This window comes from Euzebya sp. (assembly GCF_964222135.1).
GTDB lineage: Bacteria > Actinomycetota > Nitriliruptoria > Euzebyales > Euzebyaceae > Euzebya.
Genome location: NZ_CAXQBR010000067.1, coordinates 94329 through 116714, shown reverse-complemented (window position 1 = coordinate 116714; position 22386 = coordinate 94329). Strand labels below are relative to the sequence as shown.

Here is a 22386-nt window from a genome sequence, read left to right as displayed (position 1 = left end):
GAGCAACCAAGGATGGTAGCCAGAAAATGGTGAGGACGCCCCATCAGTTCATCCGCAGCCCAGAGCATGAGGCGCAGATCGACTAGGCGTCCCATATCGGCCCCGGCATTCCTTCGTTGCCAAGCACCACCTGAGTTAGTACCCAAGAACCAGCTCGGTCGAAAGCGCTTAAGCTAAGAACGGAGCCCCAAATTGCCCCGACTAATGACGATCGTGACAACCCTCAATGAGGCTGATGTGATTGGAAGGTGCCTCGACTCGGTCGCGGCACTAGGTAGTGTCACTGTTGTTGATTCCGGTAGCACGGACGCCACAGTTGAAATCGCACGATCCAAGGGGGCTCAAGTCCTAATCCACCCTTGGGAGGGATACGCGGCGCAAAAAAATTGGGCACTAGACGTCGTGGTTGACGAGGCCGACTGGATCCTCTTCCTTGATGCCGACGAATGGCTAAGCAGCCACCTTCAAGATGAAATCCGCTCGATCGTGGATGGCGGTCGACCCGTTGATGCTCCTGCATGCGGCATGCCTCGCAGGCTCGTGTTTCTTGGGCGAGTAATGAAGTACGGGACGTGGTACCCCGATGTACAAATTCGTCTGGTACGAGCGCACCACGGACGCTTCGACGATCGCAGAGTTCACGAGCATCTGTTGACCGATGGGCCGCCCGTTATGCTGACCGGGGACCTCATGCACGCGCCCAGCGACACAATGACCGAATACATCGAGAAGCACGCTCGCTATGCAGTGTTAGAGGCCACGCAGTTGGCGACAAATACGTCACGGGTCGGACTCCCCCTAACGAGTTGGTTTGGCCGCAGACAGTGGCTGAAGCGCAACATCTGGTTTCGGCTTCGCTGCAGGCCCGTAATTCGTTGGTTCTGGCTCCTAATCATCAAACAAGGATGGCGGGAGGGAAGGGTAGGATTCCACTACGCTACGATCATTGCACTGTATGACTATATGATCGATCTAGCAGTCGCCTTCCCGGATTGGGCAGCGCCCCGCCGCGATCAGTCTCCGCAAAGGACTGGAATTGCCGCGCCTCTTGAATCCCAGTCTGACAGTGCTCATTCCATGTAGTAAGAAGACCCATGCTCCCGAATCTAGAGAAGCGCCGGACTGGAGTCAGGCGTGTCGGTTGGGCCGGCGCTAGTCAACTGCTGTCGAGCGGGACCAACTTCTTAGCAGGTGTCTACGCGGCCAACGTCCTCTCCCCTACTGAGTTCGGACTTTTTGGTCTCTCGCTGGCTGTTTACACAATTGCACAGGGGCTAGTCCGAGCTGCTCTAGGCGAAGCGCTACTGACCGATGGTTCTAGGGGTTCGAAAGCCGCTCCGGTCGCGGGACTCTTGTCTATTCTCGTCGGAGTGACTGGGGGGCTACTCTGCGCAGTATTCAGCCAGATAGCACCTAGCCCCTTGGCAGAGGCTACATGGCAACTCACCCCTTGGATACCAGGCCTTCTAGGGCTTGAGCTAGTCCGGCAGTTCGCATTCGGGAGCGGCAACCCGCGCCTAGTTGCAGCCCTCGACGGAACCTGGCTCCTAGGGCTCGGACTGGGCATCCTCCTCATAGCTGACGGCGTGGGACCGTCAAAGCCTCTCGTCGCTTGGGGACTGGCTGCGTCGGTTGCCTTCGCTGCATCCTTGATATGGGTTCGACCAGTGCTCGGAAGGCCAAGCGAGCTTGTGCAGTGGTTGACTGATACCCGCCATCTTGCGCTGCCCTACACAATAGAGTTCATGGGCTCCATCGTATCGGGGCCCGGTGTCGCCCTGGTTCTAGGAGTAGGATTTAGTGCGGCCACTGTGGCTGGCTTCAGGGGATCTCAGCTACTTCTAGGTCCTATATCTATCATCTATGCCACAGCCGGTGCGGTCTTCGTGCCTTGGGCGTCAAAGCGTTTCGCGCTGGGCCAGGACATCCGTAATGTTCTAATTACCATCTCGGTCCTGATGACGTCAGCGGCGGTTCTAGCGAGCGCCTTTTGGATAGTGGACCCGCTATCCCTTGCACCCGACTTGCTTGGGGCAAGCTGGAGTGCCGCACGCGCATTCTTGCCAGCCGTCGCAGCAATCACCATCAGCAATGCACTTGGTGCGGCCGGCCTGCTGTACCTTCGCGCCGGTCAGCTCGCGCGACGAATCGCTGCCGTCCGGTGGCTGTCTGCCGCCCTGAACGGACTGGCGCTCATGCTGGGTCTCGTCTTGGGAACCGGCGAGGCGACTGCGTTGCTCCTAGCGTTGGCATCAGCCGCCACGACCCTCCTGTGGCTATACAGCGCGAGGTCTTCCGCCCGTTCGGAGAAAGGTGGCCAAGCATGATGCCGCTGGAACTTCTAATTATCACCCCATATCCCATTCACTACCAAATGCCAGTGTTTGAGCGCCTGGCAGAAACGCGGGAAATACATGTGCTCTTTCTGAGGCAAGCGCGAGGGGCATCGGGGTACGATTGGGAATTCGGCAAGAAGGTTGATTTCGGAATCCGCAAAATAGGGTTTGGGAACAGCTTGGCCCTTCCCACCACGCGCGATGAGAAGAGCGAGAGCCAACTCAGCGCAGAGCAATTGCGCCGAGCGCTTGCCGTCATACGGGCCATCGTCCGCTTGAGACCGAAGGCCGTTTACGTGCACGGCTTCGCGGGATTGCCCGAAGTGGCGGCACTACTGACCTGCCGATTGACTGGCATACCTACTCTGCTCAGATCCGTGTCGTATGACCTTGGCGAGCGGAGTCGCCTAAGGAGTGGATTGCGTAAGGTCCTCTATCCGCCAATTCTGAGTCTGGCAACGCGGATTGGATACATAGGCTGGCACAACCGGGCCTTCTTTCTGAACCATGGAGTGAAACCGCACCGCCTCCGCTACGTTCCCCATGGGGTGGACAATGCATCGTTCGACACCGACCCAGAGCCTGACGAAGAACTGGACATGGTTGCTAGACGCAAGTTCACCTTTGTCTTCGTTGGCAAGCTCATCGATAAGAAGGCCCCCGACCTTTTGCTGCGAGCGTTCCGGGCAATGCCAGATCGCGATACAGCCATGCTCGCCATCGTCGGTTCCGGCGCCATGAAGGGGGACCTCCAACGATATGCCGAACAAGAGGATTTAGACGTAGACTTCTTCGACTTCCTTGCTCAACGGCAATTGGCAGCCTTGCTTGGCAGGTGCGACTGTCTGGTGCTGCCCTCGAGGTATCAAGAGACGTGGGGCCTTGTAGTCAACGAGGCACTCGCCTCCGGTCTTCCCGTAATCGTTAGCGACCGCGTTGGCTGCGCGCCGGACCTTGTGATGGGCAAGACAGGGTACGTGTTTGCCTCAGATAGTGTCGAGTCGCTCGTACAGGCTATGGACTCAATGAGGCGTCAGGGACCCAAGTCGGACTATAGAGATCGCACCAAGATGGTTGTGGACTCGTACTCGGCGTCTGCTATTGCCGAGGCTCTCTCTTCAGTCGTCGGGGAACTATTGGTGATGGAGGGGAGTATGGCATGAGAGTGCTCCATCTGATCGATTCGCTCCGGCCCGAAGCAGGCGGCCCGAGTTACGCCGTCCAAAAGATGGCCGAGTCGGTAGCTCTTCGAGGGCATGAAGTGCATGTACTGGCTATGCGGCGACGTGGCGAGACCATTGAGGCGAATGATCCGGATGGTGTCCGACTCTCTACCTATGCGGCCCAGTATGCCGGTCCTGCACCGATATCCTACTCATGGTGGAGGGAGTCGCTCAGGGAGGCCGAGCGGGCGGATCTTGTCCACGCGCATGCGCTGTACCTGCCGCAGAGCCTCGCAGCCTACTTGCGCCGCTCTTCGACGCCGTACGTTGTGTCGCCTCACGGAGCCTTTGATAAGTACCATTACGAACAGCGAGCTGTGAAGAAGCGCATGTATGAGGCTCTCATAGAGAATCGAGTCATTGACGGTGCCAGCGGCGTGCACTTCATGTCCGAACATGAGCGCGACGACGCTTTGAGAGTACGCCATTTTCGGAACTGGTCGATCATACCCCCCGGAGTGGAGACAGCAACTGATGAAGTAAGTGCCGATAAGCCCCGGAAGAACCTCGTTCTGTTTCTCGGCCGCCTTGCAACGAAGAAGCAACCATGGCTCGTCGTAGATGCGCTGGCGTGGACCAAACAGGCCGGACTAGTAGCCCAGGCGATCATCGCCGGACCTGAGGAGGATATTCGCCACTCACTTCTACAGAAGAGGATTAATGATCGTGGGCTGAAGGACGATGTCAAGCTGATTGGTCTTGTACGTGGGGAGGCAAAGCAACAATTGTTACGGAGAGCGAGCGTCTTTGTGTTGCCTTCCTTGGACGAGAGCTTTGGCATTGCGGTTGTCGAGGCTATGGCTTATGGGGCTGTGCCCATCGTCACTCCGGAGGTTGGTGCCGCATCGATTCTATCGGGCACACAGTCAGGGGTCGTGACAGAAGGAAGTGCCGAAGCCCTTGGAAAGGCGCTACTCAACCTTTTGGAACGACCTGGCATGCTGAGCGACATGAGGCGAAATGGCGTGGCCGCAGCGCGTCAGTTGACGTGGGCCAAGGCCGGCAGCGACCTTGAGGCTTGGTACTCAGGAATCGTCAGTAGAGACATCATTCAGCCGGAGGGTGAGCGGTGAGCATGCGCGGTCTCTTGGCTCGGCTGTCCATTCAGATTCCTCCGTTCGCACGGTGGATCGCCTGGAAGGTTCTAAGCCGATTTCTCTTTCCCAGCCATGCTGCCTCCTTGGTCATGTTGCGCAATCGGGCGTGTTGTTTGCGCACGATTATCGATGTTGGCGCTTTCGAGGGCGAATGGACAAGTCTGGTGCGTCTGGTCTTTCCTGGGGCCCGCGTCCTTATGGTTGAGGCACAGGAGTCGAAGGCTGGAGCATTGAGATCTTTGGTGGAGAGCGGCCACGGCGATGTTCAGTTGGCGATCGCCGTTGCTGGGCCGAAGGATGGGCAGTCGGTCAACTTCTATGAGATGGAGACGGGGAGTTCGGTGCTCGGCGAGCTGTCCGATGTGTCGCGCACTGTGACGACTGCCAAGGTTAGGACCTTGGATTCGATTGTCGCCGATCTTCCTTCGCACTGGGGGGCGCCTGACTTCATCAAGGTTGATGTGCAAGGCTACGAACTCGAGGTCCTGCGTGGTGCAGAGGCCGTCCTGTCCAGTGCCCGCTTTGCAATGCTTGAAGTGTCCTTGATTCAATATAATGAGGGCGCGCCGCTGTTGGCAGAGGTCATAGCATTTATGGATGACCGCGACTTCCGTGTTGTAGATATTTTCCAAGAGATGAGGCGCAGGGATGGCCAACTGATCCAACTCGACGTCCTCTTTGAGCGGCTACCAAGCACTGATGAGGATCCGCTGGGCGCATGAGGATTGGTATTGTGCAAGGTCCGTTCTTGCCCATCCCGCCTCTACTCGGTGGAGCCGTGGAAAAGGTCTGGTTTGACCTAGCGAATGAATTCGCCGCTAACGGTCATGACGTTTGGCACGTATCCAAGAGATACCCCGGCCTGCCGGATCATGCGGTTGTGGGCGGAGTAGAGCACGTACGTGTCGGGGGGTTCTCCCAAACACACAATGGCTTGGTTCGTCTCATCCGGGACCTGACATACTCAACTAGGGTGGCGGCCGCGATATCCGACGCCGATGTCATCGTCACCCACAGTTTTTGGTCCCCGGTCATCCTACGAAACACTCGCGCCGTACTATACGTCCATGTGGCGAGGTTCCCGAAGCAGCAGCATCGCTTGTATCGTAGCGCAGACAGACTACAGGCTGTTTCCTCACCCGTAGCGGAGGCTCTGGTTCAGCAGGGAGTACCGTCCACAAAAGTTGTGGTGATTCCCAATCCAGTGCGCCTGCCGGAACTTCGGTCGACATCAGAAAATCCCGTCGACGATATTTGCTTCGCTGGGCGAATTCATCCTGAGAAGGGCGTCTTGGAGTTGTTGCGTGCTGTTGTCACGGCCGAAGGGATCTTGGGTAGACCTATCAATGTCCGTCTTGCCGGACCGACAGACACTGCGGCCGGCGGCGGCGGACGTGCCTACTTCGAGGACTTGAAGCGTGTGGCGGTGCGTATGCGTGGGTCCGTCGACTTCCGTGGTCTCATCGTGGACCGCGAGGAGCTCAACCGTTACATATCGGGAGTGCGAATATTTGCTTATCCGTCATTGGCTGAGCGCGGCGAGACGTTCGGGCTTGCGGTACTCGAAGCGATGTCACTGGGCGTACCCGCATTGGTTAGCGACCTGAGGTGCTTCCTAGACTTCGTTCTTCCGGGGCGGAACGGCATGGTCTGGGACCGTGCGAGTGGCTTGCACGGCTTGGCGCAGGCACTGAGCACGGCACTAGACCAAGAGGGTAGGATCGAACAGATGGGAATGGCGGCTCGAAGGACGGCGGAGGGCTTCACCGTTGAGAAGGTCGCAGGAATGTACTTGGCAGACTTTGAATCAGCAATCGCGTAGCCATCGGTTAGACTGTGAACTGCGGCGTCAACAGCGTGCGTATGCGCGTGTGTTCGAGCCTAGGAATCGTGCCAGTTGCTCGTCTGGTTCGGGTACGCGCTTAGATCGGGGATCTGACCTTTGAATGGCGGACAGCGCGGTGAAGGAGTTCGAAGGCTGCCACTCTTCGGTGGCGAACGGGTGCTGCTTCCTCGCATAGTAGGTTTGGCGGATAGCGTGGGGGCAGCCGGATATCTACTCCTTGGCACTGCGCTGCCTCTACAAGTACTCGGGCTAATATTGAAGGCGGGCCTCCTTCTACGCGAGCGGCCGACAAGATTTGCCATTGGGCGTGATCAAGGTCTTTTCTTGACCGGTATCGGTGTGCTGGCTGCAGTCTCGTTTATCATGAACGTGGGGACGGGAGGCTTTGACTTCCGGGGCTACCTTGTATACGGCGCGGTTGCTGCGTCGGTATGCCTTACTCTATTGCTGGTTGCCCGAGACGACTTTACGCAGTATGCGGTCGGGTTTGTCTCAATTCCGTATGCCGTTGCGGTCGTACACGTCTTCCTCGCCGTTTCAGGGGGCGTTGATGATCATTTTGGACGCGTTCTCTATGTTGGGAACACTCATCCAAACCTCGGTGGGGAGATTGCGTCGGCAGCGGTGCTGCTAGCTAGCCTTTCACTGAGGCCGCGTTCGTTCACAGTTGTGGTGATACCGCTTACGATCAGTGTGCTTCTTCTTCAGGCTAGGGCTGCGTTGGCGTGCATACTCTTGCTCGTCCTGGTGTGGGCCGTTTACGAGTTCAGGCGCTTGCGCTGGTCCCGTGGCGCGCGGTTCGCCGCCGTGAGCCTACTGATGCTAATGGTGATGTCCCTTTGGACTCATGGATCAACTGGGGCACGGTTCGTGCGTGAGGACGTCTTGAGAGTGTCGGACGAGAACCGAGGGATCGGCAGTGGATTCACTGGAAGGGTAGAACCGTGGGGATCGGCCTGGGAGGCATTTCTGGAGACCCCGCTCATCGGGTCAGGGATCGACTTTCGAGCGGAAGGGGATGTGTCCGGCGTACACAATGCCGTGCTGTATGGCCTTGCGCGGCACGGTGCACTTTCTCTGCTCATTTGGGTACCGCTGGTAAGAGCATTTGCAAATATATGGTATCGGGACCGCAAGGCCAGTCTGTGTTTACTCGCATGCCTGCCTCTGGTCTTCCTTAACGATCGATTCATTAACCTCAACCCGTATCCGTTTGGAATGTACGTGACTGTGTTGGCATTGGGCCGCGGGTCGCGTCTGGGGCCCCTGCAACGAATCCGAGGGAGACACATGGTCAAACAGGGCTAGTCGTTGCTCACGGGGACTGCCCAGCGGCCGTTGATGTCGGCACGTTGGCCGGGTCCTCGGCACGAACGGATGTGGCTGTTCGCGTCCCCTACGCCCGCTTGTCCCGCGAAGACGTCGCGTCTTGTGGGCCGGGACCGTGGCTAGACGGTTGTGCCAATAGCTTGCGGCTGACGTTGCAGTACTCTAGGCGTGCCTGACCGATTGGGCGCTGGCCGTTCACCTCGGGGAACGGCGTCGGGGCCGGCAACACCGGCGACGGCTACCTCGGACGTGTGGGATTGGTTCAGCGAAGCGAGCTACGGAATTGGGTGAGGTGTCGCCCGTAGCAGACTCTGCTCCACAATGGATAGAAGCGCTGTGCGGTCGTGATGTGCTCTCGCGTAATCCAAGCCATGGCCGGCGACTCGCGCTGCCAAACCGCGATTGCGGGACAGGTCTAGGATCTGCTTGGCAACTGCAGTAGGATGGATAGGCGCCCAGAAGCCAATGCCGTCTTTGATCAAGGTCTGGAGCGGATCCCCTTCGTCGCAGATGGCCAACATCGGGCGTCCGGACGCGAGAATATTGACCACCTTCGACGGCATTGCGAATGTGCCCGTACCGGATACTTGTGGAACTAGATGGAGGTCCACCGTTCGAAGGGACTCCACGAGCTCATCGGCGGGCACGAACTCCTCAAGCTTGATATTGGTGAGACCACGGGCGGCCACAGTTCGTTCGGCAGCTTCGCGAAGGGCTCCGTGTCCACGGAGGGCCATGGTGACCGGCGCGTTCCGTTCAGCCAGTTCGGTCGCTACGTCGATAAGTAGTGGGATGCCCTGCTTGCGGCCGAAATTCCCGCTGTAGCCAACCGTGAACATGCCATGCGGATCGGTCGGAGCCGAAACGTCAGTAGCTATTGGTATGTCTGCCCAGATGGGTACAACTTCGATAGGTTGGACAACGCCGATCCGCTTGAGCTCCTCCTTCATGCGTTCGGATAGGACCAAGATTCGATCCGCAGCCGATAGGGCCGTGCGCTCAAGGTCTTGCATGATCCTTGCCACGGGTTCCGGTGCCATGCCGGTGGTGCTGGCAAGCCCCGACTGGATGTCATGGACGATGCATGTGGTGGCTACCTGAGTGTTCCAGAGTCGGGCGGCTGGCACGACCAAAGGAGTTCCGGGTGAGAAGGTCAGGATCGCATCCGGCCGAGGGACTGTGCGTTGAAGACCGCGCCATGCGGTCTGGAACGCGAAGTTGATCTCCGACGCGGCACGCCAGCCGGGTTGCCCGCCTCTTGGGACAACCGTTGGCATGCGGAGGATCTGGATCCCGGCCACCTCGTCCCTACGGCGGGACGGCCCCCAGCCCTCGTATAGCTCGAACTGCGGGTAGAAGGGCTGTGCGGTGACGACCGCAACTCGCCAGCCGTTGTCACGAAACCACTGAGCAGCGTCGAAGGCGTACTTGGGTGTGCCAACCGGCTCGGGCCAGAACGTCGGACTGACAATGAGCAGTCTGCGAGCTCTCACGAGCGAGCGTTCCCCCTTCCAGACCGAGGAAAGGGCGGCCCTGACGAGCCGCCCTCCGCCTCGCGCCTTGCGCTAGCTGATGGCGTCCTCGATCGCGTCCTCAACCTCCTGGGACACCGCCGTGGTGCCACCGAAGATCGCGACGGACGTGATGTCCTGGTCGGTCAGGTACTCCTCGACCACCATCGGCAGGCTGTCGGTCTCGACGAACAGCACCGGGCCGGGTACCTGACCGATGAGGGCGCCGCCGGTCAGGGCGTCGGCGAACTCGTCGACGCGGGCGAGGCCGACAGCGGTGGCGTCGGGGAAGTACGTCTCTGCGACCAGCACCGAGGTGTTGACGGCGTCGGCCCCAGCGACGGAGTCCGCCTCCGGCAGGGCTGCGGCCGCCGTCTCGCCGATGGCGGTCACGTCGACCCCCTCGGTGGCCAGGTAGTCAGCGGTCGCGGGCGGGACGGTCTCGCCGTCGGTCAGCAGGACCGCGCCATCGACCGTCGCGGCCGCGGGGCCGGCAACCAGGGCGTCCTGGAAGCTGCCGCCGTCAGCGGCCAGCACTTCCGTCGGGCTGTTCAACCCCTCCTCGGCGATGACGACCGCGGTCTCGAAGCGGTTCGACCCGCCGTACCGGATGACGTCGTAGCCCAGGGTGGTCAGCTCGCTCTCGACCTCTTCGGAGATCGCCGCGGTGCCGCCCAGCAGGTAGACGGGGTCACCGGTGTCGAGCAGCCGGTCGATCTCGGTGTCCGCTGCCGGGCTCAGGGCGTCGGTGGTCGTCAGCAGGATCGGGGCGTCCAGCTCGATGGCCAGCGGGGTGCCGGTCACCGCGTCTGCGAAGACGTCCTGGCGGGCCAGGACGACGGCGTCCGCCCCGTTCGGGTAGGCCTGCTGGCTGATCAGGACCGAGGTCTCGATGCGCTCGTCCCCGCCCAGACGGGTGATGCCCTCGGGCAGGCCGCCGGCATCGAGCTCACCTTCGAAGCCGCCGCCGTTGGGGGCGCTGTCGAAGGTCGCGACGCCGTTGAGGTCCTCGACACGCTGGTCGTAGATCAGCCCGGGGCTGACCGCGACGGACTGCTCGGAGCCGATGCAGTCGGCGGCGAGCGTCACGGACAGGACGCCGTCGGCGTAGTCCCAGTCGACGTCGCACTCGATGTCCTCGGCGGGCTCGCCCTCCAGGCGGTCCTCCACCCCGGCGACGACCTCGCCGGTGTCCGCGTCGGTGTACAGCTTGGCGAAGAACTCCCCGCTGTCGTCGCCGTTCGCGTCGATGAACCACCCGAGCTGCGAGGACTCCCAGTTGACATCCGTCTCGGGGTCCGTCGGCTCAGCGACCTCAGCCGACAGCATCAGGCTGTCGCCGGCGTAGTTCGCGCAGTGCTCCACGATGTCGCCGCGGTCCTCGTCGATGGACGCGTTCTCGTCCTCGAGGTTGATGACGTCGTCGGTGGGGTCGTCCCAGCAGTTCTCGGCAGCGAAGCCGCCGGCGGTGACGGCTGGCGAGAAGTCCTGCCCCGCACCGGCGGCCAGCATGACCTCGGCGGTGGACGGTTCGGCGCTGCCAGCGGGCACGGTGATGCCGAGCATCGCCACGGCCAACGTCGCCAGCATGATCAGACGGGTGCGTCGCGTTTGCATCTGGGTCTCCCCCACATCTCGGAGCTGCGATGCCTGTGATCTCCCGCCACTGAGTCGAAGCACGGGCACACGGCGGAGCAGACGTTACCCCATCATCCCGGGGTAGCGGAAGGCGAAGCTGTTTCAGAAACGCGATCGTTACCGAAGGCGGCGGGCGCGGGCCGGTTGCGAGGCGATCCGGTGCAGGTCGACGTCCTGCCCATCCCCAGTCCGGAGTCGGCTGCTCACGATCTGTGACACGCGGACGCCCGTGAGGGCGCGCGAGGGCCCGTCTCCCTGTGTCGCGGCCGCCTTCCGACGGCGGCGGCGCGGACGCCGGCGTCCGTCCTGCGCCTCGTCAGACGTCTGGGGAACGTCCGGTGCCCCGTCGTCTCTCCCGGCTCGTGGTGCCCGTCCCGGCTCCGGCGGTGCGGGATCTACGATCGATGCCCGTGCGAGTTCGGCGACGCCCCTCGGGCCGGACGTCATCTCGAGGAGCCGGCCGTGCTCGACTGCGCGCGCGAAATCCGACAGGCACATCGTCGAGCACAGATGCCGGCCGTGGTGCAGGGGATGGGCGTCGGGGACGACCTCCGCGAGGTCAGCCAACGGGCGGACCTCGAGCCACCCCTCGCGGCCCGCATCGACGCGACGCTGCAGGCTTCCGCAGACGTCACAGACCAAGGCTTCGCTCATCGTGGGGTTCCCCTGTCGACACGTCCCTTTAACAACCCAGCGTGGAACTTCGTGGTAGACATGTTCACGCCGAGGATTCAGGATGGCAGTCTATGTAGGCGGTCGGCGTCATGTCGTCACCGTCCACCCAGGGGAGGACCCGACCGATGAAGCGAACGATGATCTTGGCAGCGGTCGCCGCACTGCTCGTGCTGACGGCGTTGCCGGCAGCGGCCCAAGGGCCGTACCCGCCGGTCCCTGATGACACCGTCGTCCCCCCCGCCGAGGTCGGGGACGTGGAGACCACCACGCCGTGCAGCACGATCCTCGTTCGCGGTGACGACTGGGGCCCCGGGACTGAGATCTTCATCGACCGCGAGTTCGACGGCGAGGGCTGCTCCGGCGAGGGGAACCCCGACGACGTCGAGGCGGAGCTCGGGGACGGGACCCAGGACGACGAGGAGACGGCTGCATCCTCGTCCGCCTCCTCCGCGAGCAGCCCTTCCGCCGCTGCCGCACCCTTCGCCCAGACCCAGCAGGTGACGGTCGCCGAGGACGGCACCTTCACCGCCCAGGTCGTGGTGCCGGCCGAGGTCGCCGGCGACTACACCGTCACCGTCCGCGGCACCGACCTGTCGGGTCAGGCCAAGGAGCAGACGTTCAGCTACGACGTCGTGCCCACCGCCAACTTCGTCCCCGCCACGACGACCGAGTCCACCCAGGCCCAGGGGTCGACGCCCATCGCCCTGATCGCGATCGTCGCCGCGCTCGTGCTGGCCGTCGGGTTCAACGCCCCGTCGCTCGTCGCCCGGCTGCGCCGCTGATCCCGGACCACGTCATCGCAGGCCCCGGCCAACCGCCGGGGCCTGTCGCACGTCGGGGCTGATCTGGTGCGAGGGGGAGTGGTGGGCAGGACCGCTCGAGGGTGGCCGCGTGGCGTCCGGATCGGGATCGGGGTGGGGCTGGTCGTCATGGTCCTGGCGGGCGTCGCCGCTACGGCAGCCCTGACGTTCCTCGACGCCGAGGACCGGCTGCAGGTGGTCCGCGACCGGCTGCAGGTCGCCGTCGACGCGGTCGGTGCCGGTGACATCGCTGCGGCCGACGACGCGTTCGCCCAGGCCGAGGACGCGGCGGGTGCTGCGGTCGGCCGGGTCCGGTCGCCCCTCGTGCGCCTGGTCGGCTTCCTGCCGGTCATCGGCCCGACCGTCGACTCCGTCGTCGCCACCACCGAGGCCGCCGACCTGATCGCCGGCGCCGGACGCCAGATCACCGCGTCCCTGCGCGACATCCCCGGCGGCCTCGATGCGCTGACCCTCGGCGGGGGAGGGGAGGCGGGGTGGCTCGACGCGGTCCAGACCCTGCAGGACCCGGTCGTCGACGCCGCCGCCCGCCTCGAGCTGGCCCGCGACCTGGTCGAGCACGCGCCGGCGCGCACGCGCGTGGCACGGGTCGACGCCGCACGGACCCGGCTGCTCGACGAGCTGACCCAGATCAACCCGATCGTGCAGAACGGCGCCGCGCTGGCCGGGGCCCTCCCGACCCTCTTCGGCGACGAGCAGCCACGTCGGTACTTCCTGGGGGCGCACAACCCCGCCGAGCTCCGCGGCACCGGCGGGTTCATCGGGGCCTACGCGATCCTGATCGCCGAGGCCGGCGAGGTGACCATCAGCCCGTTCACCCCGACCCAGGAGCTGCCGCAGGACGTGCTGGACGAGGACACGGCCCCCACGGCGACGTTCCTCGAGCGGTACGGCGAGCGCATCGCCGGCAACGGCACGTGGCTGAACGTCAACCTCTCCGCGGACCTCCCGACCGTGGCCGACGCCATCCAGGCGATGTACCAGGCGGCGGAGGGCCAGCGCCTGGACGGGGTCATCCTGGTCGACCCGTTCGCCCTGGAGGCGATGCTGCGCACCACCGGACCGGTCACCTCACCCGACCCCGACGTGGGGACGCTGACCGCCGACACGGTCGTGCCGTTCATCACCACCGAGGCACCGATCGCGCTCGGGTTCGGCGGTGAGCGCAAGGAGGTGCTGGGCGAGTCCGCCCAGGTCGTCCTGGACGAGTTCCTCTCCGGCGACGTGCCCGGCCGCGCCCGGATCGACGCGCTGGCCGAGGCCGTCAGCGGCGGCCACCTGCTGATCCACGCCGCCGACCCCGAGGTGCAGGCGGTCATCGAGGCCGTCGGCGCCGGGGGGGGGCTGCCCGAGCCGGAGGGGACAGTCGCGGCGCTCAGCCTGGTCAACACCACGGCTGGCAAGGCCGACGTGTGGCTGGACCGCACCGTCGACTGGGACGTCACCCTGGACCCCGACGGAACAGCCTCCGCGATCGTCACGGTGGCGCTGTCCAACGGCACGCCGGAGGACCCCTCCCTCCCCCGCTACATCACCGGGCCGGCGGATCACATCGATCTGCCGCCGGGGACATCCCGCCCCCAGGTCAGCCTGGCCTGCGGCGAGTGCGAGCCGTTGCAGGTCAGCTGGTCCGACGCCGGCGACTACGGCTACAGCGTCCACCGCGAGGCGGGCCACGTCACGATCGTCACCTCCCCGGTCCTCGAGCCGGGGGAGGAGGTCACCGTCCGGTTCGTCGTCGACATCCCCCGGGCGTGGGGGAGGTCGGGGACCGGCGGGGTCGTCACCCCGACGTTCTGGACCGCGCCGTCGATCCTGGGGACGGACGTGGACGTGACCCTCACCCCTCCCCCCGGGTGGGCGTTCGACCAGCCCGAGCAGGATGGCGATGTCCGCATCGACGGCGGACGCGCCATCATCGAGGGCACGGACGTGCGCGAGCTCAGCCACGAGCTGACGCTCTCGGTGCAGCGATGACGATCGGACCCCTCACATGAGCCAGCCCGCCACCGCGACGGCGGAGCCGATGTTCGACACCGGCCCGCCGGTGCTGCCCGCGCTGTGGGCGGCGCGGTGGAGCATCCTGCTGTCAGCGGTCATCGCCGGGCTGTTGGGGTTCGGGTTGTCGGCGCTGCAGCCCTCGAGCTACCAGGCCACCGCGGAGCTGCTGCTGGCGGACCCGCGCAACTCCGGGGTGTTCGAGGACACCGGCGTGAACTTCCTGGACCCCTCCCGATACGTCCGCAACCAGGCGGAGCTGGCCCGGTCCGGTCCGGTGATGGCCGAGGCGTCGGCGCTGGTCGGGGGCCGGTTCACCCCCGAGCAGGTGGCCGATCGGGTGGACGTCCGCCCCTCCGTCGACCTGGACCTGCTGACGATCACCGCGTCGGACGGGACGGGGGCCGGGGCGGCGGACCTGGCCAACGCGGTCGCCGAGGCGTACCAGACGGTGGTGCGCCAGCAGGTGGCGGACCGGACCGAGGCGTCGCTGACCGAGCTGCGCGGCCAGCGGGTGCAGCTGGAGGAGACGATCGCGGCGGCGGAGGAGGCGGTCGCGGCGGATCCGGGCGACACGGCCGCGGCGGCGCAGCGTGATGCGGCAGTGGACCAGCTGGTCAGCATCAACAACCGCATCGACCAGATCGCGGTGGACGCCAGCCTGTTCGGGGCCGGTGTGGACCTGGTGGAGGAGGCGGAGATCCCCGGGGCTCCCGCCGCCCCGCAGCCGTACCGCAACGCGGTGCTGGCGACGGTGCTGGGCGCGCTGGCCGCGGCGGGGTGGGCGTGGTGGCGGGCGGACGAGACCGCGACGGTGGATGGGCGGAACGATCCCGCTGAGGTGCTGCGCGCGCCGTTGCTGGGGGTGGTGCCGTCGTATGAGGAGACCCGGACGGACACGGCCCTGCCGACGGTGGCCAGCCCCACGTCGGGGATCAGCGAGGCGTACCAGTTCCTCGTGTCGGCGATCGCCCACCAGCTCGAGGAGATCGACGGCAGGGCGATCCTGATCACCTCGGCAGGGCCGACGGACGGCAAGACCTTGACCGCGGCGAACCTCGCGATCGCCGCGGCCCAGGACGGCCGGGAGGTGCTGTTGTTGGATGCCGACACGCGGGTGCGGGGGTTGACCAGGTTGTTCGAGGTCGAGCCGCGCGGGGGGCTGGCGGACCTGGTGCAGGGCGACACGCTCGAGGACGTCATCACGATCATGCACCTGGAGGACCGCAAGGCCGTGCCGATGATCCCCGCGGTCCCGCTGGGGGACGACACCGCCGCGTTCTTCCGGACCCCGGAGTTCCGGCGGGTCGCGGCGGACCTGTCCGAGGCCGCGGACCTGGTGATCTACGACACCCCGCCGATGTTGCTGGCCAGCGACACCGCGGCGATCGCGAGCAGCTGTGACGGGATCGTGCTGGTCGTGGCGCGGGGGACGTCGATCCAGCACCTCACCCAGCTGCGCGAGCGGCTGGACCGCATCGGCACCCCGGTGCTGGGCTACGTGTTCACCAAGGCCCGCGCGGACCGGTCCTACGGGTACGACTACTACGGCTACGGGTACCGCCACCTCGACTTCACCGAGGAGGAGCAGGCCCGCGCCAGCCGGGCGACGGCGGGCGGGGCGGCTCGCGAGGAGGCTCCGGGCCGGAATCGGAACGCGCGTGCGTAGGCGCGTGCGCCGGCTGGCGGGGCTGGCGGGTGCGTGCATGGTCCTGTCGCTCCTCCCCATCGCGTCCGCATCGGCTCGGGACATCGCCGTGCACCGGATCGCTGGTCCCACCCGGCTCGAGACCGCCGTCGAGGTGTCGCAGGCGGTGCACCCCGCCGACGGGACGGCGGCCGTGGTCGTCCTCGCCAGGGCCGACGATCCGGCGGACGCGTTCGCTGCCACGACCTATGCCAGCGACCGAGGCGGAGTCGTCCTCCTCACCGGTCAGTCGGCGGTGCCGGACCCGACCATGCAAGAGCTCCGAAGGGTGCTCGTCCCCGGCGGTCGGGTCGTCCTCGCGGGAGGAACCGCCGTCATCACCGACGACGTGGTCACCCAGCTGCAGACGTCGGGCGTCGGCACCATCGAGCGGATCGCCGGGGCCACCCGGTACGACACCGCAGTCGCGTTCGCCGACGCGATGGGCGCGGACGTGGACGACGTCCTGCTGGTCGACGGCGATGACTACCGCATGGCCCTTCCGGCGGCGGCCGCTGCGGGGAGCATCGGAGGGGTGGCCGTGCTGACCGCCGGCGAGGAGCTGCCCGACGGGACCGCGGCGTTCCTGGAGGCAAGACTTCCCGACAGCCGGCTGTACGTCGCCGGCCGGGCTGCCCACCGGGCCGTGCAGGACGCCGGCATCGCCTTCGACGGGTCGTCGCCGTCCGCGAACCCCTCCCAGGTGGCGTCGGATCTCGCGGATCTGGTCGCCGGTCGAACCGGGCAGACCACGGCCTTCACGCTCGCATCCGCCGGGACCTTCCCCGACGCGCTGACCGGTGGTGTCCACGCCGCGGCCGAGCGGGCACCGCTCCTCCTGCTGGGTGACGACCTCGATCCCGTCCTGACGACCGCGATCCGGCGGTACCCGGTCAGCGCGTTCACGGTGCTCGGCGGGGCGGCGGCGGTCTCGGACGAGGTGCTGGACGAGGCGATCGTGACAGCGGGCGGGAAACCGCTGACCCCTCCACCGCCACCGCCGCCCCCTCCGTCGCCACCGGATCCGGATGCGGTCCGGATGGAGCAGGCCCGGGCGCTGGCGGATCATCGCCAGTTCGCCTACGACTCCTGCGCGCCCCGTCCCGAGAGCCCGCTGATCCCTGCCGACGCGACGTGCGTCACCGTCTTCAAGACCGACCTGGACGGTGACGGGCTCAGTGCTGACCGACTCGACCCGGTGATCATGTACCACGACGGGACGGGAGAGTCGGTGACGGTGGCGGGGTTCTCGACGGCGTTGGGGACGTTGGCGCCGTACACGACCGCTGCCTGGGTTCCCTGGCCCGATGAGGACGGGACAGCGCGCAGCGGATATGCGACGGAGTGCATCGCCAGCGTCGACACCGACCCAGCGGTCGAGATCTTCGTGACCACCAGCGTGGGGGCGAACACGATCATCGGGTTCATCGCCGACGTCCGGGATGGCGCGATCCGGCCCGTCGTCGAAAGCGGCGTCGAGCTCACCTGGTCGTGGGGCGGTGGGGTCCGGTTCGGATCGGGCTACCGGATCTCGTCCCCGAACGTCATCCTCACCTCGTACGACGACGGGACGGGCAGCCCGTACGGCTGGGCCGAGAGCCACTTCCGGATCGAGGGCGGCGTCGCAAGGCTGACCGGATCGCGCAGCGGATCGACGGCGGACCTGAGCCCGTACGGCACGTCGGGCTGCCCTGGCGGGACAGGGACGTTCGCGCCAGGGCCGTGATCCTCGAGTTCAGTAGAGTTCGAAGCAGGCGCCTTCCTCGCAGATCACGTCCGGACGCCACCTGGGGTCCTCGGTGACCTCGCGGCAGTTGTAGCCGCTGTTGTCACACAGCGTCCACGTCTGCGGAGGTGGGGCGGCCGCACGTATGGCCAACTGCTGCTCGGCATCCTCGAGGGCGGCGGTGACGTCTGCTAGCTCTGCCCGGACGGTCTCGAGCTCGCTCGCGAGGGAGTTGACTCGCTCCTCGGCGGCGGCCGCCGCCGCCGCGGCAGCGGCGCGGTCGGCGTTCACATCGTCAAACTCGGCTTCGACGCTGTCGAGCGCGTCCGTGAGGTCGTCCCGCTCCTCAGAGGTCCGGTCCAGTGCGTCCCTGACTTCTGCGAGCTCTGCCTGCATCCCGGCCAGTTCGCCACGGACGTCCGTGACCCTCTCGGACTGTGTGCGCCACGCCAGGGCGACACTGACCAGTCCCGCGCCGAGGGCGACGAGGAGGACCACGACCACGGTCCGCACGGTCTTGCGGGATGCTCCAGCGGGACGCGATCCCGAAGTCACTCGCCGCACCCGCCTCCGAAGTTGAAGGACTCAATCCGGTTGGTTTGGGGATCGTTGGTGTCGGCGAAGGCGTACAGGCCGTCACCGAAGTCCCAGATCGGGGGTGGGTACCCGTCGTCGTAGCCGGGGTGGAACTCGGCCTGAGCGCCGTAGGCGGCCTGGATCTCTGCACCGGTGGACCCGAGGCCGATGCCGCGCTCGGTCATGAAGCCGTGGGGATCGGGGCGTGGGGTGAACGTGTCGGTTCCGGGATCGTAGTCGAACCCGCCGTAGTACCCGCCCCAGAAGACCTGGCGGCCGGTCCCTGGGTTCCCGAACATGTCCTCGTCCGGATCGATCAGGAACAGCGTCAAGTTGCCCCACTCGTAGGCGCGACCGCGTCCGACGGCCCCGGGTTCACAGAACGGGAAGTACTCCGGTGAGACGTACGTCGGTTCCCCCAGGGCGTCGGTGAGGACGGCCACCGTGTCCTGGGCCGAGGCGCCCAGGTCGACGACCCCCAGCCCGTCGGCTCGGATGGTGATGGGGGGTGTGGGACAGCTCCCGCCATCCTGCGCGTCGATCAGGGCCGTCACCTGGGACGACAGCACAGACGCGTCACCGAGGAGCAACGTCTCGAGTCCCGGTGGTCCCGTCTCGCAGCCGACCCCGACCTTGGCCAGCGTCGCGTTGGGTACGGAACCCGTGTCGGCGACGAGGAGTGGCATCTGCAGGTCGGAAGCCAGGCCAGCACCGGCCAGCCCGTAGGCCCAGCCGTCGTCGCGGTAGCCGTTCAGGACGATGTATCCGGTCGAGTTGCCCCACAGCTGGCTGGCGATGGCCGCTGCGGTGGACGCTCGCTCGGGCCCAGCGATCCGGCGAGGGTTGGGCAGGCCGGCCATGACGTCATCACCGATGGCTGCCGTGCCGCCGAAGACCACCGTCTCCTGGGTTCCGAGGTTGGCCAGGAGAGCCGAGACCCGGGGGTCCAGGCCCGTCGAACCCGTGATGACCAGCGGAGTGCCGGACTGCGCCGTCCAGCCCCCGCCCGTCACGGAATCCGCCCACCCCGCTGTGCCGTCGCCGTACGCGCGTGCGATCGCCACCCTGGATCCCGCGCCGGTCCGTCCGGCGACGAACTCGGCGACCGCGATGGACGTCGCGATCCGGTCCGGTCCTTGGACCCTCTGTGTGGTGAACCCCCGCGCGCTCACCACCTGCTCCACGGCGGGAGTGATCGCGGCCTCACCGCCCAGGACGAGTACCTCACCTCCTGCTGGCAGCACACGACTGATCTCCGCCTCCACCTCGGCTGGCAGCCGATCGCCGGGGGTCAGGAGTAGAGGGGCGTCGTCGAGCAGCGGCGAGGCGGCCAAGGCGTCCGCGAAGCCAGCGGAGGTGGCCAGAACGACGCGCGCTGCTCCCTGGTGCCCGAAGCGCGCCTGGCTGATCGTCACGGCCCCGGCCACCGGCGTACCGACGTTCAGCCGATCAGTCGTGGCGGGGTTGCCATCCGTCGCGACGATCGGGGGATCCGAAGGCGACGTTGGCGGCGGAGCCGTGGGTTCACCGCTGCTCCCGACTGGGGTGCCGTTCCGACCCAGTGTGGGACCGGAGTGCCGCGCCACGGCCAGCAGTCCCGGACGGGCTGGATCCTCGTCGTACATCCAGCGACCGTCCTCGCGCTTGAACACGAAGGCGCCGACGTCAACCCGCTGGGGTGTCCCGATGCACTCGGCGGGAACGAGTGCTTCGATGTACCCCTCTACGACCTCCGCGTCCACGTGGCAGGCGACCGTGGAGTTCTTGCGCTCGAAGACGGTCCCGAATGTCGTGCCGGCATCGGTGTGGACGTTGAGGTCGTAGTCGTCGGCATCGGTGTCCAGGGCCAACGCATGCGTGCCGTCGGCCTGCGCGAACCCCGCTGCGATGGGAGTCGCCGTCGTGAGGGCGAACGCCACGCCGTCATCGCCGTAGTCGACGCACCACCGAGTGAGGTCCGCGGTCTGTGGGTCAGAGCCGGTGATTCCGGTCTCTCGGTCCTCGACGTCGCCAGAGGCGTCAGTTCGACAGATCGGACCACCCCCCTGGAACGAGTCGAGGCCAGGCTCGTCGGGCAGCGGGGCGTTGTCGACGTCTGGACGAGTCCGGTGCGCGGAACTCAGTTCGGGCGCAGCGGCTGCCGGCAACAACCCGCCGACGAACAAGATCGCTGCCAGGATGACCGTTACCCGCATCAGTTCCCCCACTTCCGGTTGCCTATGGCTGAGTCGTCGACGGAGGGTAACAAGAGGGTGGACGGGCTCAGGGCCGGTGCGACAGTCCGCCCCACATCGACGACCGCAGTTGGTCGACACGCGACCTGACGTAGCCCCGGAGCCGCTCGATGACCGGGTGCTTGCCGAGATCACGAGCAGGGTCGGTCACGGCGGCCTCCAGGGCATCGAGGGCCGTGCCGACGATCTCCTCGGCTTCGTCGATGCGCAAGATGCCCCACTTGACCGCACCCTCGATGACCAGGTCCTCTCCGGTGACCTCCGACAGCAGGGATCGGCCGTTGACGAACATCGCTGCTCGATCCGCGAGGGTGGGCCAGAGCGCCGTCGGGACGGTGTCGTAAGCCGGTGCCAACTCGATGCGGTCCGGCGTCGGGTGCAGCAGTCCGACGTTCTTGCCGTGCGCGTCGCCGTTTCCGATGGCGACGGTGAACGTGGCCAGCGCCAGCAGGCGACAGTGCTCCTCGACCGCATCGGCGGCGAAGCGGTCGAGCAGCTGCGCGATGTCGGCGAACGACGGGCCGCCGCCGACCTGGTACTTGCCCATCCGCCTGGGCCTGCCCCCCGCGTCGACGTGCATGCGTTCGGGATCGACGCCGAGGGCCTGGCAGGCGTCCTCCTGGTGGATGCGCCGGACCTCCCCGCCCTCGCCCAAGGCGCGGTCGAAGCGCTCGACGATGACGACGGGGATGCCGCCGATCGTCGTGGCCTCTGCGTGGACGGTGGTGACCCCCACGGCGCGGCCGAGGGACAGGCATGCCGCCTCGGCTGCGGCCAGGCCGTCGAAGCGACGATCCTCGACCTTGAGGGTGTGGGTGGAGGCGTACCCCTCGGCCGGCCGCGCCCACCCGTCGGGGGTCTCCACCAGCAGCAGCTTGTTCTGCAGCCCGGCCAGGGACAGCTCGGAGTCGTCAGCGAGGTCGAAGGACTCCTCTGCCACGCGGCCGACGCTCTCTGCCAGGGCCACATCGTCGTAGGGGACGGTGTGGGGGTTGCGGTCAGCTGTGGTGTCACCGATCACCAGGGCGCCGGCGACGTCCCGCCCGTAAGCGGGCCAGCAGGCCGAACACGTCGGTCGTGAGCACTCCGGCTCTGGCGGCGACGGATTCCAGGTGGCGGCCCTCGGGCAGCAGGCCGGCGAGGAACAGCCGGGCATCGTGCGGACGGCTGCGGACGGGAAGCGAGCAGGACAGCCACGGTTGGTTGCCGTCGGCCGCCACGGTGTCGGCGCGGTACCGGAGGTTGACCTGCGGCCCGCGACCTTCGGTGAGGTCGGCGACGACCTGCCCGTCGATGGCGACCTCCAGTGCGGCGGGCCGTGGGGTCACGACGTCCAGGTGACCGTCACCGTGGCGCCCGCACGCCGCAGCGCGGTGAACAGGTGCTCGATGAGGCGGGTGGTCCTCCCCGTCTCGACCTTCGACAGGTAGGAGCGGGACACGCCGACCCGCTCGGCGAACTCCTGCTGGGTGAGACCGGCATCACGACGGATCTCCGCCAACGCCGCGCCCAGGTCCTGGCCGGTCCGGATCGTGAACGTCCGCTCCACCGGCGACCTCCTCGTGTCTGGGTGACAGTACTGTCCCACGCTACTGCCCCGTCCGTGGCGTGACAATGTTGTCGCACCCCACAGGTAGATGCGGCTGTGACGATTCCGGCACATCGATGACTGGACGTGCTGTACCGGCCCAC

The 22386-nt window shown here is 65.9% G+C and carries 17 protein-coding genes; 10 read left to right on the top strand and 7 right to left on the bottom strand.

The genetic code is table 11. The features are described from left to right. Window positions 1-204: 204 nt before the first annotated feature. The 6 genes from ACEQ2X_RS14875 to ACEQ2X_RS14850 all read left to right on the top strand — a co-directional run bounded on the left by ACEQ2X_RS14875 (window position 205) and on the right by ACEQ2X_RS14850 (window position 7810). Window positions 205-1083 carry a glycosyltransferase family 2 protein gene (locus ACEQ2X_RS14875; protein WP_370326612.1) on the top strand — a complete coding sequence of 293 codons (879 nt, stop codon included), beginning with the start codon at window positions 205-207 and terminating at the stop codon, window positions 1081-1083. A 1240-nt stretch (window positions 1084-2323) separates the two neighbouring features. Further along, window positions 2324-3499, top strand: coding sequence for a glycosyltransferase family 4 protein (locus ACEQ2X_RS14870; protein WP_370326611.1), 1176 nt, complete (start codon window positions 2324-2326; stop codon window positions 3497-3499). Continuing rightward, the gene (locus ACEQ2X_RS14865) at window positions 3496-4632 is read left to right on the top strand and encodes a glycosyltransferase (RefSeq protein WP_370326610.1); all 1137 of its coding nucleotides are present in this window, start codon (window positions 3496-3498) and stop codon (window positions 4630-4632) included. The genes ACEQ2X_RS14870 and ACEQ2X_RS14865 overlap by 4 nt, the downstream gene beginning before the upstream one ends. 2 nt (window positions 4633-4634) lie before the next feature. Continuing rightward, a complete protein-coding gene (locus ACEQ2X_RS14860; protein ID WP_370326609.1) occupies window positions 4635-5378 on the top strand; it encodes an FkbM family methyltransferase in 744 nt (247 codons plus the stop codon). 56 nt (window positions 5379-5434) lie between these two features. After that, window positions 5435-6478 (top strand): glycosyltransferase family 4 protein, encoded by a 1044-nt coding sequence (locus tag ACEQ2X_RS14855; protein WP_370326608.1) that lies wholly within the window; start codon window positions 5435-5437, stop codon window positions 6476-6478. 216 nt (window positions 6479-6694) lie between these two features. Beyond that, on the top strand, window positions 6695-7810 hold the full coding sequence (locus ACEQ2X_RS14850; RefSeq protein ID WP_370326607.1) for an O-antigen ligase family protein: 1116 nt from the start codon (window positions 6695-6697) through the stop codon (window positions 7808-7810). Between the two features lie 296 nt (window positions 7811-8106). Here the strand turns inward: ACEQ2X_RS14850 and ACEQ2X_RS14845 are convergent, their stop codons facing one another. Both ACEQ2X_RS14845 and ACEQ2X_RS14840 read right to left on the bottom strand, forming a co-directional pair. After that, window positions 8107-9324: a glycosyltransferase family 4 protein gene (locus ACEQ2X_RS14845; RefSeq protein ID WP_370326606.1), complete on the bottom strand. Its 1218-nt coding sequence runs from the start codon at window positions 9322-9324 to the stop codon at window positions 8107-8109. 72 nt (window positions 9325-9396) lie between these two features. Continuing rightward, window positions 9397-10959, bottom strand: a complete 1563-nt coding sequence (locus tag ACEQ2X_RS14840; RefSeq protein ID WP_370326605.1) for a cell wall-binding repeat-containing protein — start codon at window positions 10957-10959, stop codon at window positions 9397-9399. 821 nt (window positions 10960-11780) lie between these two features. Here ACEQ2X_RS14840 and ACEQ2X_RS14835 point away from each other — a divergent pair. The 4 genes from ACEQ2X_RS14835 (at window position 11781) to ACEQ2X_RS14820 (ending at window position 17884) form a co-directional block, all read left to right on the top strand. Then, window positions 11781-12437 (top strand): hypothetical protein, encoded by a 657-nt coding sequence (locus tag ACEQ2X_RS14835; protein ID WP_370326604.1) that lies wholly within the window; start codon window positions 11781-11783, stop codon window positions 12435-12437. Between the two features lie 132 nt (window positions 12438-12569). Beyond that, window positions 12570-14450, top strand: coding sequence for a DUF4012 domain-containing protein (locus tag ACEQ2X_RS14830; protein WP_372530569.1), 1881 nt, complete (start codon window positions 12570-12572; stop codon window positions 14448-14450). Window positions 14451-14466: 16 nt separating this feature from the next. Beyond that, window positions 14467-16140 carry a Wzz/FepE/Etk N-terminal domain-containing protein gene (locus tag ACEQ2X_RS14825; RefSeq protein ID WP_370326602.1) on the top strand — a complete coding sequence of 558 codons (1674 nt, stop codon included), beginning with the start codon at window positions 14467-14469 and terminating at the stop codon, window positions 16138-16140. Further along, window positions 16133-17884: a cell wall-binding repeat-containing protein gene (locus ACEQ2X_RS14820; RefSeq protein WP_370326601.1), complete on the top strand. Its 1752-nt coding sequence runs from the start codon at window positions 16133-16135 to the stop codon at window positions 17882-17884. The genes ACEQ2X_RS14825 and ACEQ2X_RS14820 overlap by 8 nt, the downstream gene beginning before the upstream one ends. Window positions 17885-17893: 9 nt before the next feature. On the opposite strand, the gene ACEQ2X_RS14815 is transcribed toward ACEQ2X_RS14820, so the two are convergent. Genes ACEQ2X_RS14815 through ACEQ2X_RS14795 form a run of 5 tightly spaced genes read right to left on the bottom strand, consistent with a single transcriptional unit; the run spans window position 17894 to window position 22243 of the window. After that, on the bottom strand, window positions 17894-18388 hold the full coding sequence (locus ACEQ2X_RS14815; protein WP_370326600.1) for a hypothetical protein: 495 nt from the start codon (window positions 18386-18388) through the stop codon (window positions 17894-17896). Between the two features lie 47 nt (window positions 18389-18435). Next, on the bottom strand, window positions 18436-20775 hold the full coding sequence (locus ACEQ2X_RS14810) for a cell wall-binding repeat-containing protein (RefSeq protein WP_370326599.1): 2340 nt from the start codon (window positions 20773-20775) through the stop codon (window positions 18436-18438). Beyond that, on the bottom strand, window positions 20723-21715 hold the full coding sequence (locus ACEQ2X_RS14805) for a HipA domain-containing protein (RefSeq protein ID WP_370326598.1): 993 nt from the start codon (window positions 21713-21715) through the stop codon (window positions 20723-20725). The genes ACEQ2X_RS14810 and ACEQ2X_RS14805 overlap by 53 nt, the downstream gene beginning before the upstream one ends. Then, window positions 21705-22022 (bottom strand): HipA N-terminal domain-containing protein, encoded by a 318-nt coding sequence (locus ACEQ2X_RS14800; RefSeq protein ID WP_370326597.1) that lies wholly within the window; start codon window positions 22020-22022, stop codon window positions 21705-21707. Before ACEQ2X_RS14800 ends, ACEQ2X_RS14805 begins: the two co-directional genes overlap by 11 nt. Continuing rightward, the gene (locus ACEQ2X_RS14795; protein WP_370326596.1) at window positions 22019-22243 is read right to left on the bottom strand and encodes a helix-turn-helix domain-containing protein; all 225 of its coding nucleotides are present in this window, start codon (window positions 22241-22243) and stop codon (window positions 22019-22021) included. Before ACEQ2X_RS14795 ends, ACEQ2X_RS14800 begins: the two co-directional genes overlap by 4 nt. Window positions 22244-22386 lie beyond the last annotated feature (143 nt).

Bases quoted from the DNA above. Each gene is read 5' to 3' on its own strand.
- ACEQ2X_RS14875 (WP_370326612.1), top strand. From the start codon at position 205: ATGACGATCGTGACAACCCTCAATGAGGCTGATGTGATTGGAAGGTGC.
- ACEQ2X_RS14870 (WP_370326611.1), top strand. From the start codon at position 2,324: ATGATGCCGCTGGAACTTCTAATTATCACCCCATATCCCATTCACTAC.
- ACEQ2X_RS14865 (WP_370326610.1), top strand. From the start codon at position 3,496: ATGAGAGTGCTCCATCTGATCGATTCGCTCCGGCCCGAAGCAGGCGGC.
- ACEQ2X_RS14860 (WP_370326609.1), top strand. From the start codon at position 4,635: ATGCGCGGTCTCTTGGCTCGGCTGTCCATTCAGATTCCTCCGTTCGCA.
- ACEQ2X_RS14840 (WP_370326605.1), bottom strand. From the start codon at position 10,959: ATGCAAACGCGACGCACCCGTCTGATCATGCTGGCGACGTTGGCCGTG.
- ACEQ2X_RS14835 (WP_370326604.1), top strand. From the start codon at position 11,781: ATGAAGCGAACGATGATCTTGGCAGCGGTCGCCGCACTGCTCGTGCTG.
- ACEQ2X_RS14825 (WP_370326602.1), top strand. From the start codon at position 14,467: ATGAGCCAGCCCGCCACCGCGACGGCGGAGCCGATGTTCGACACCGGC.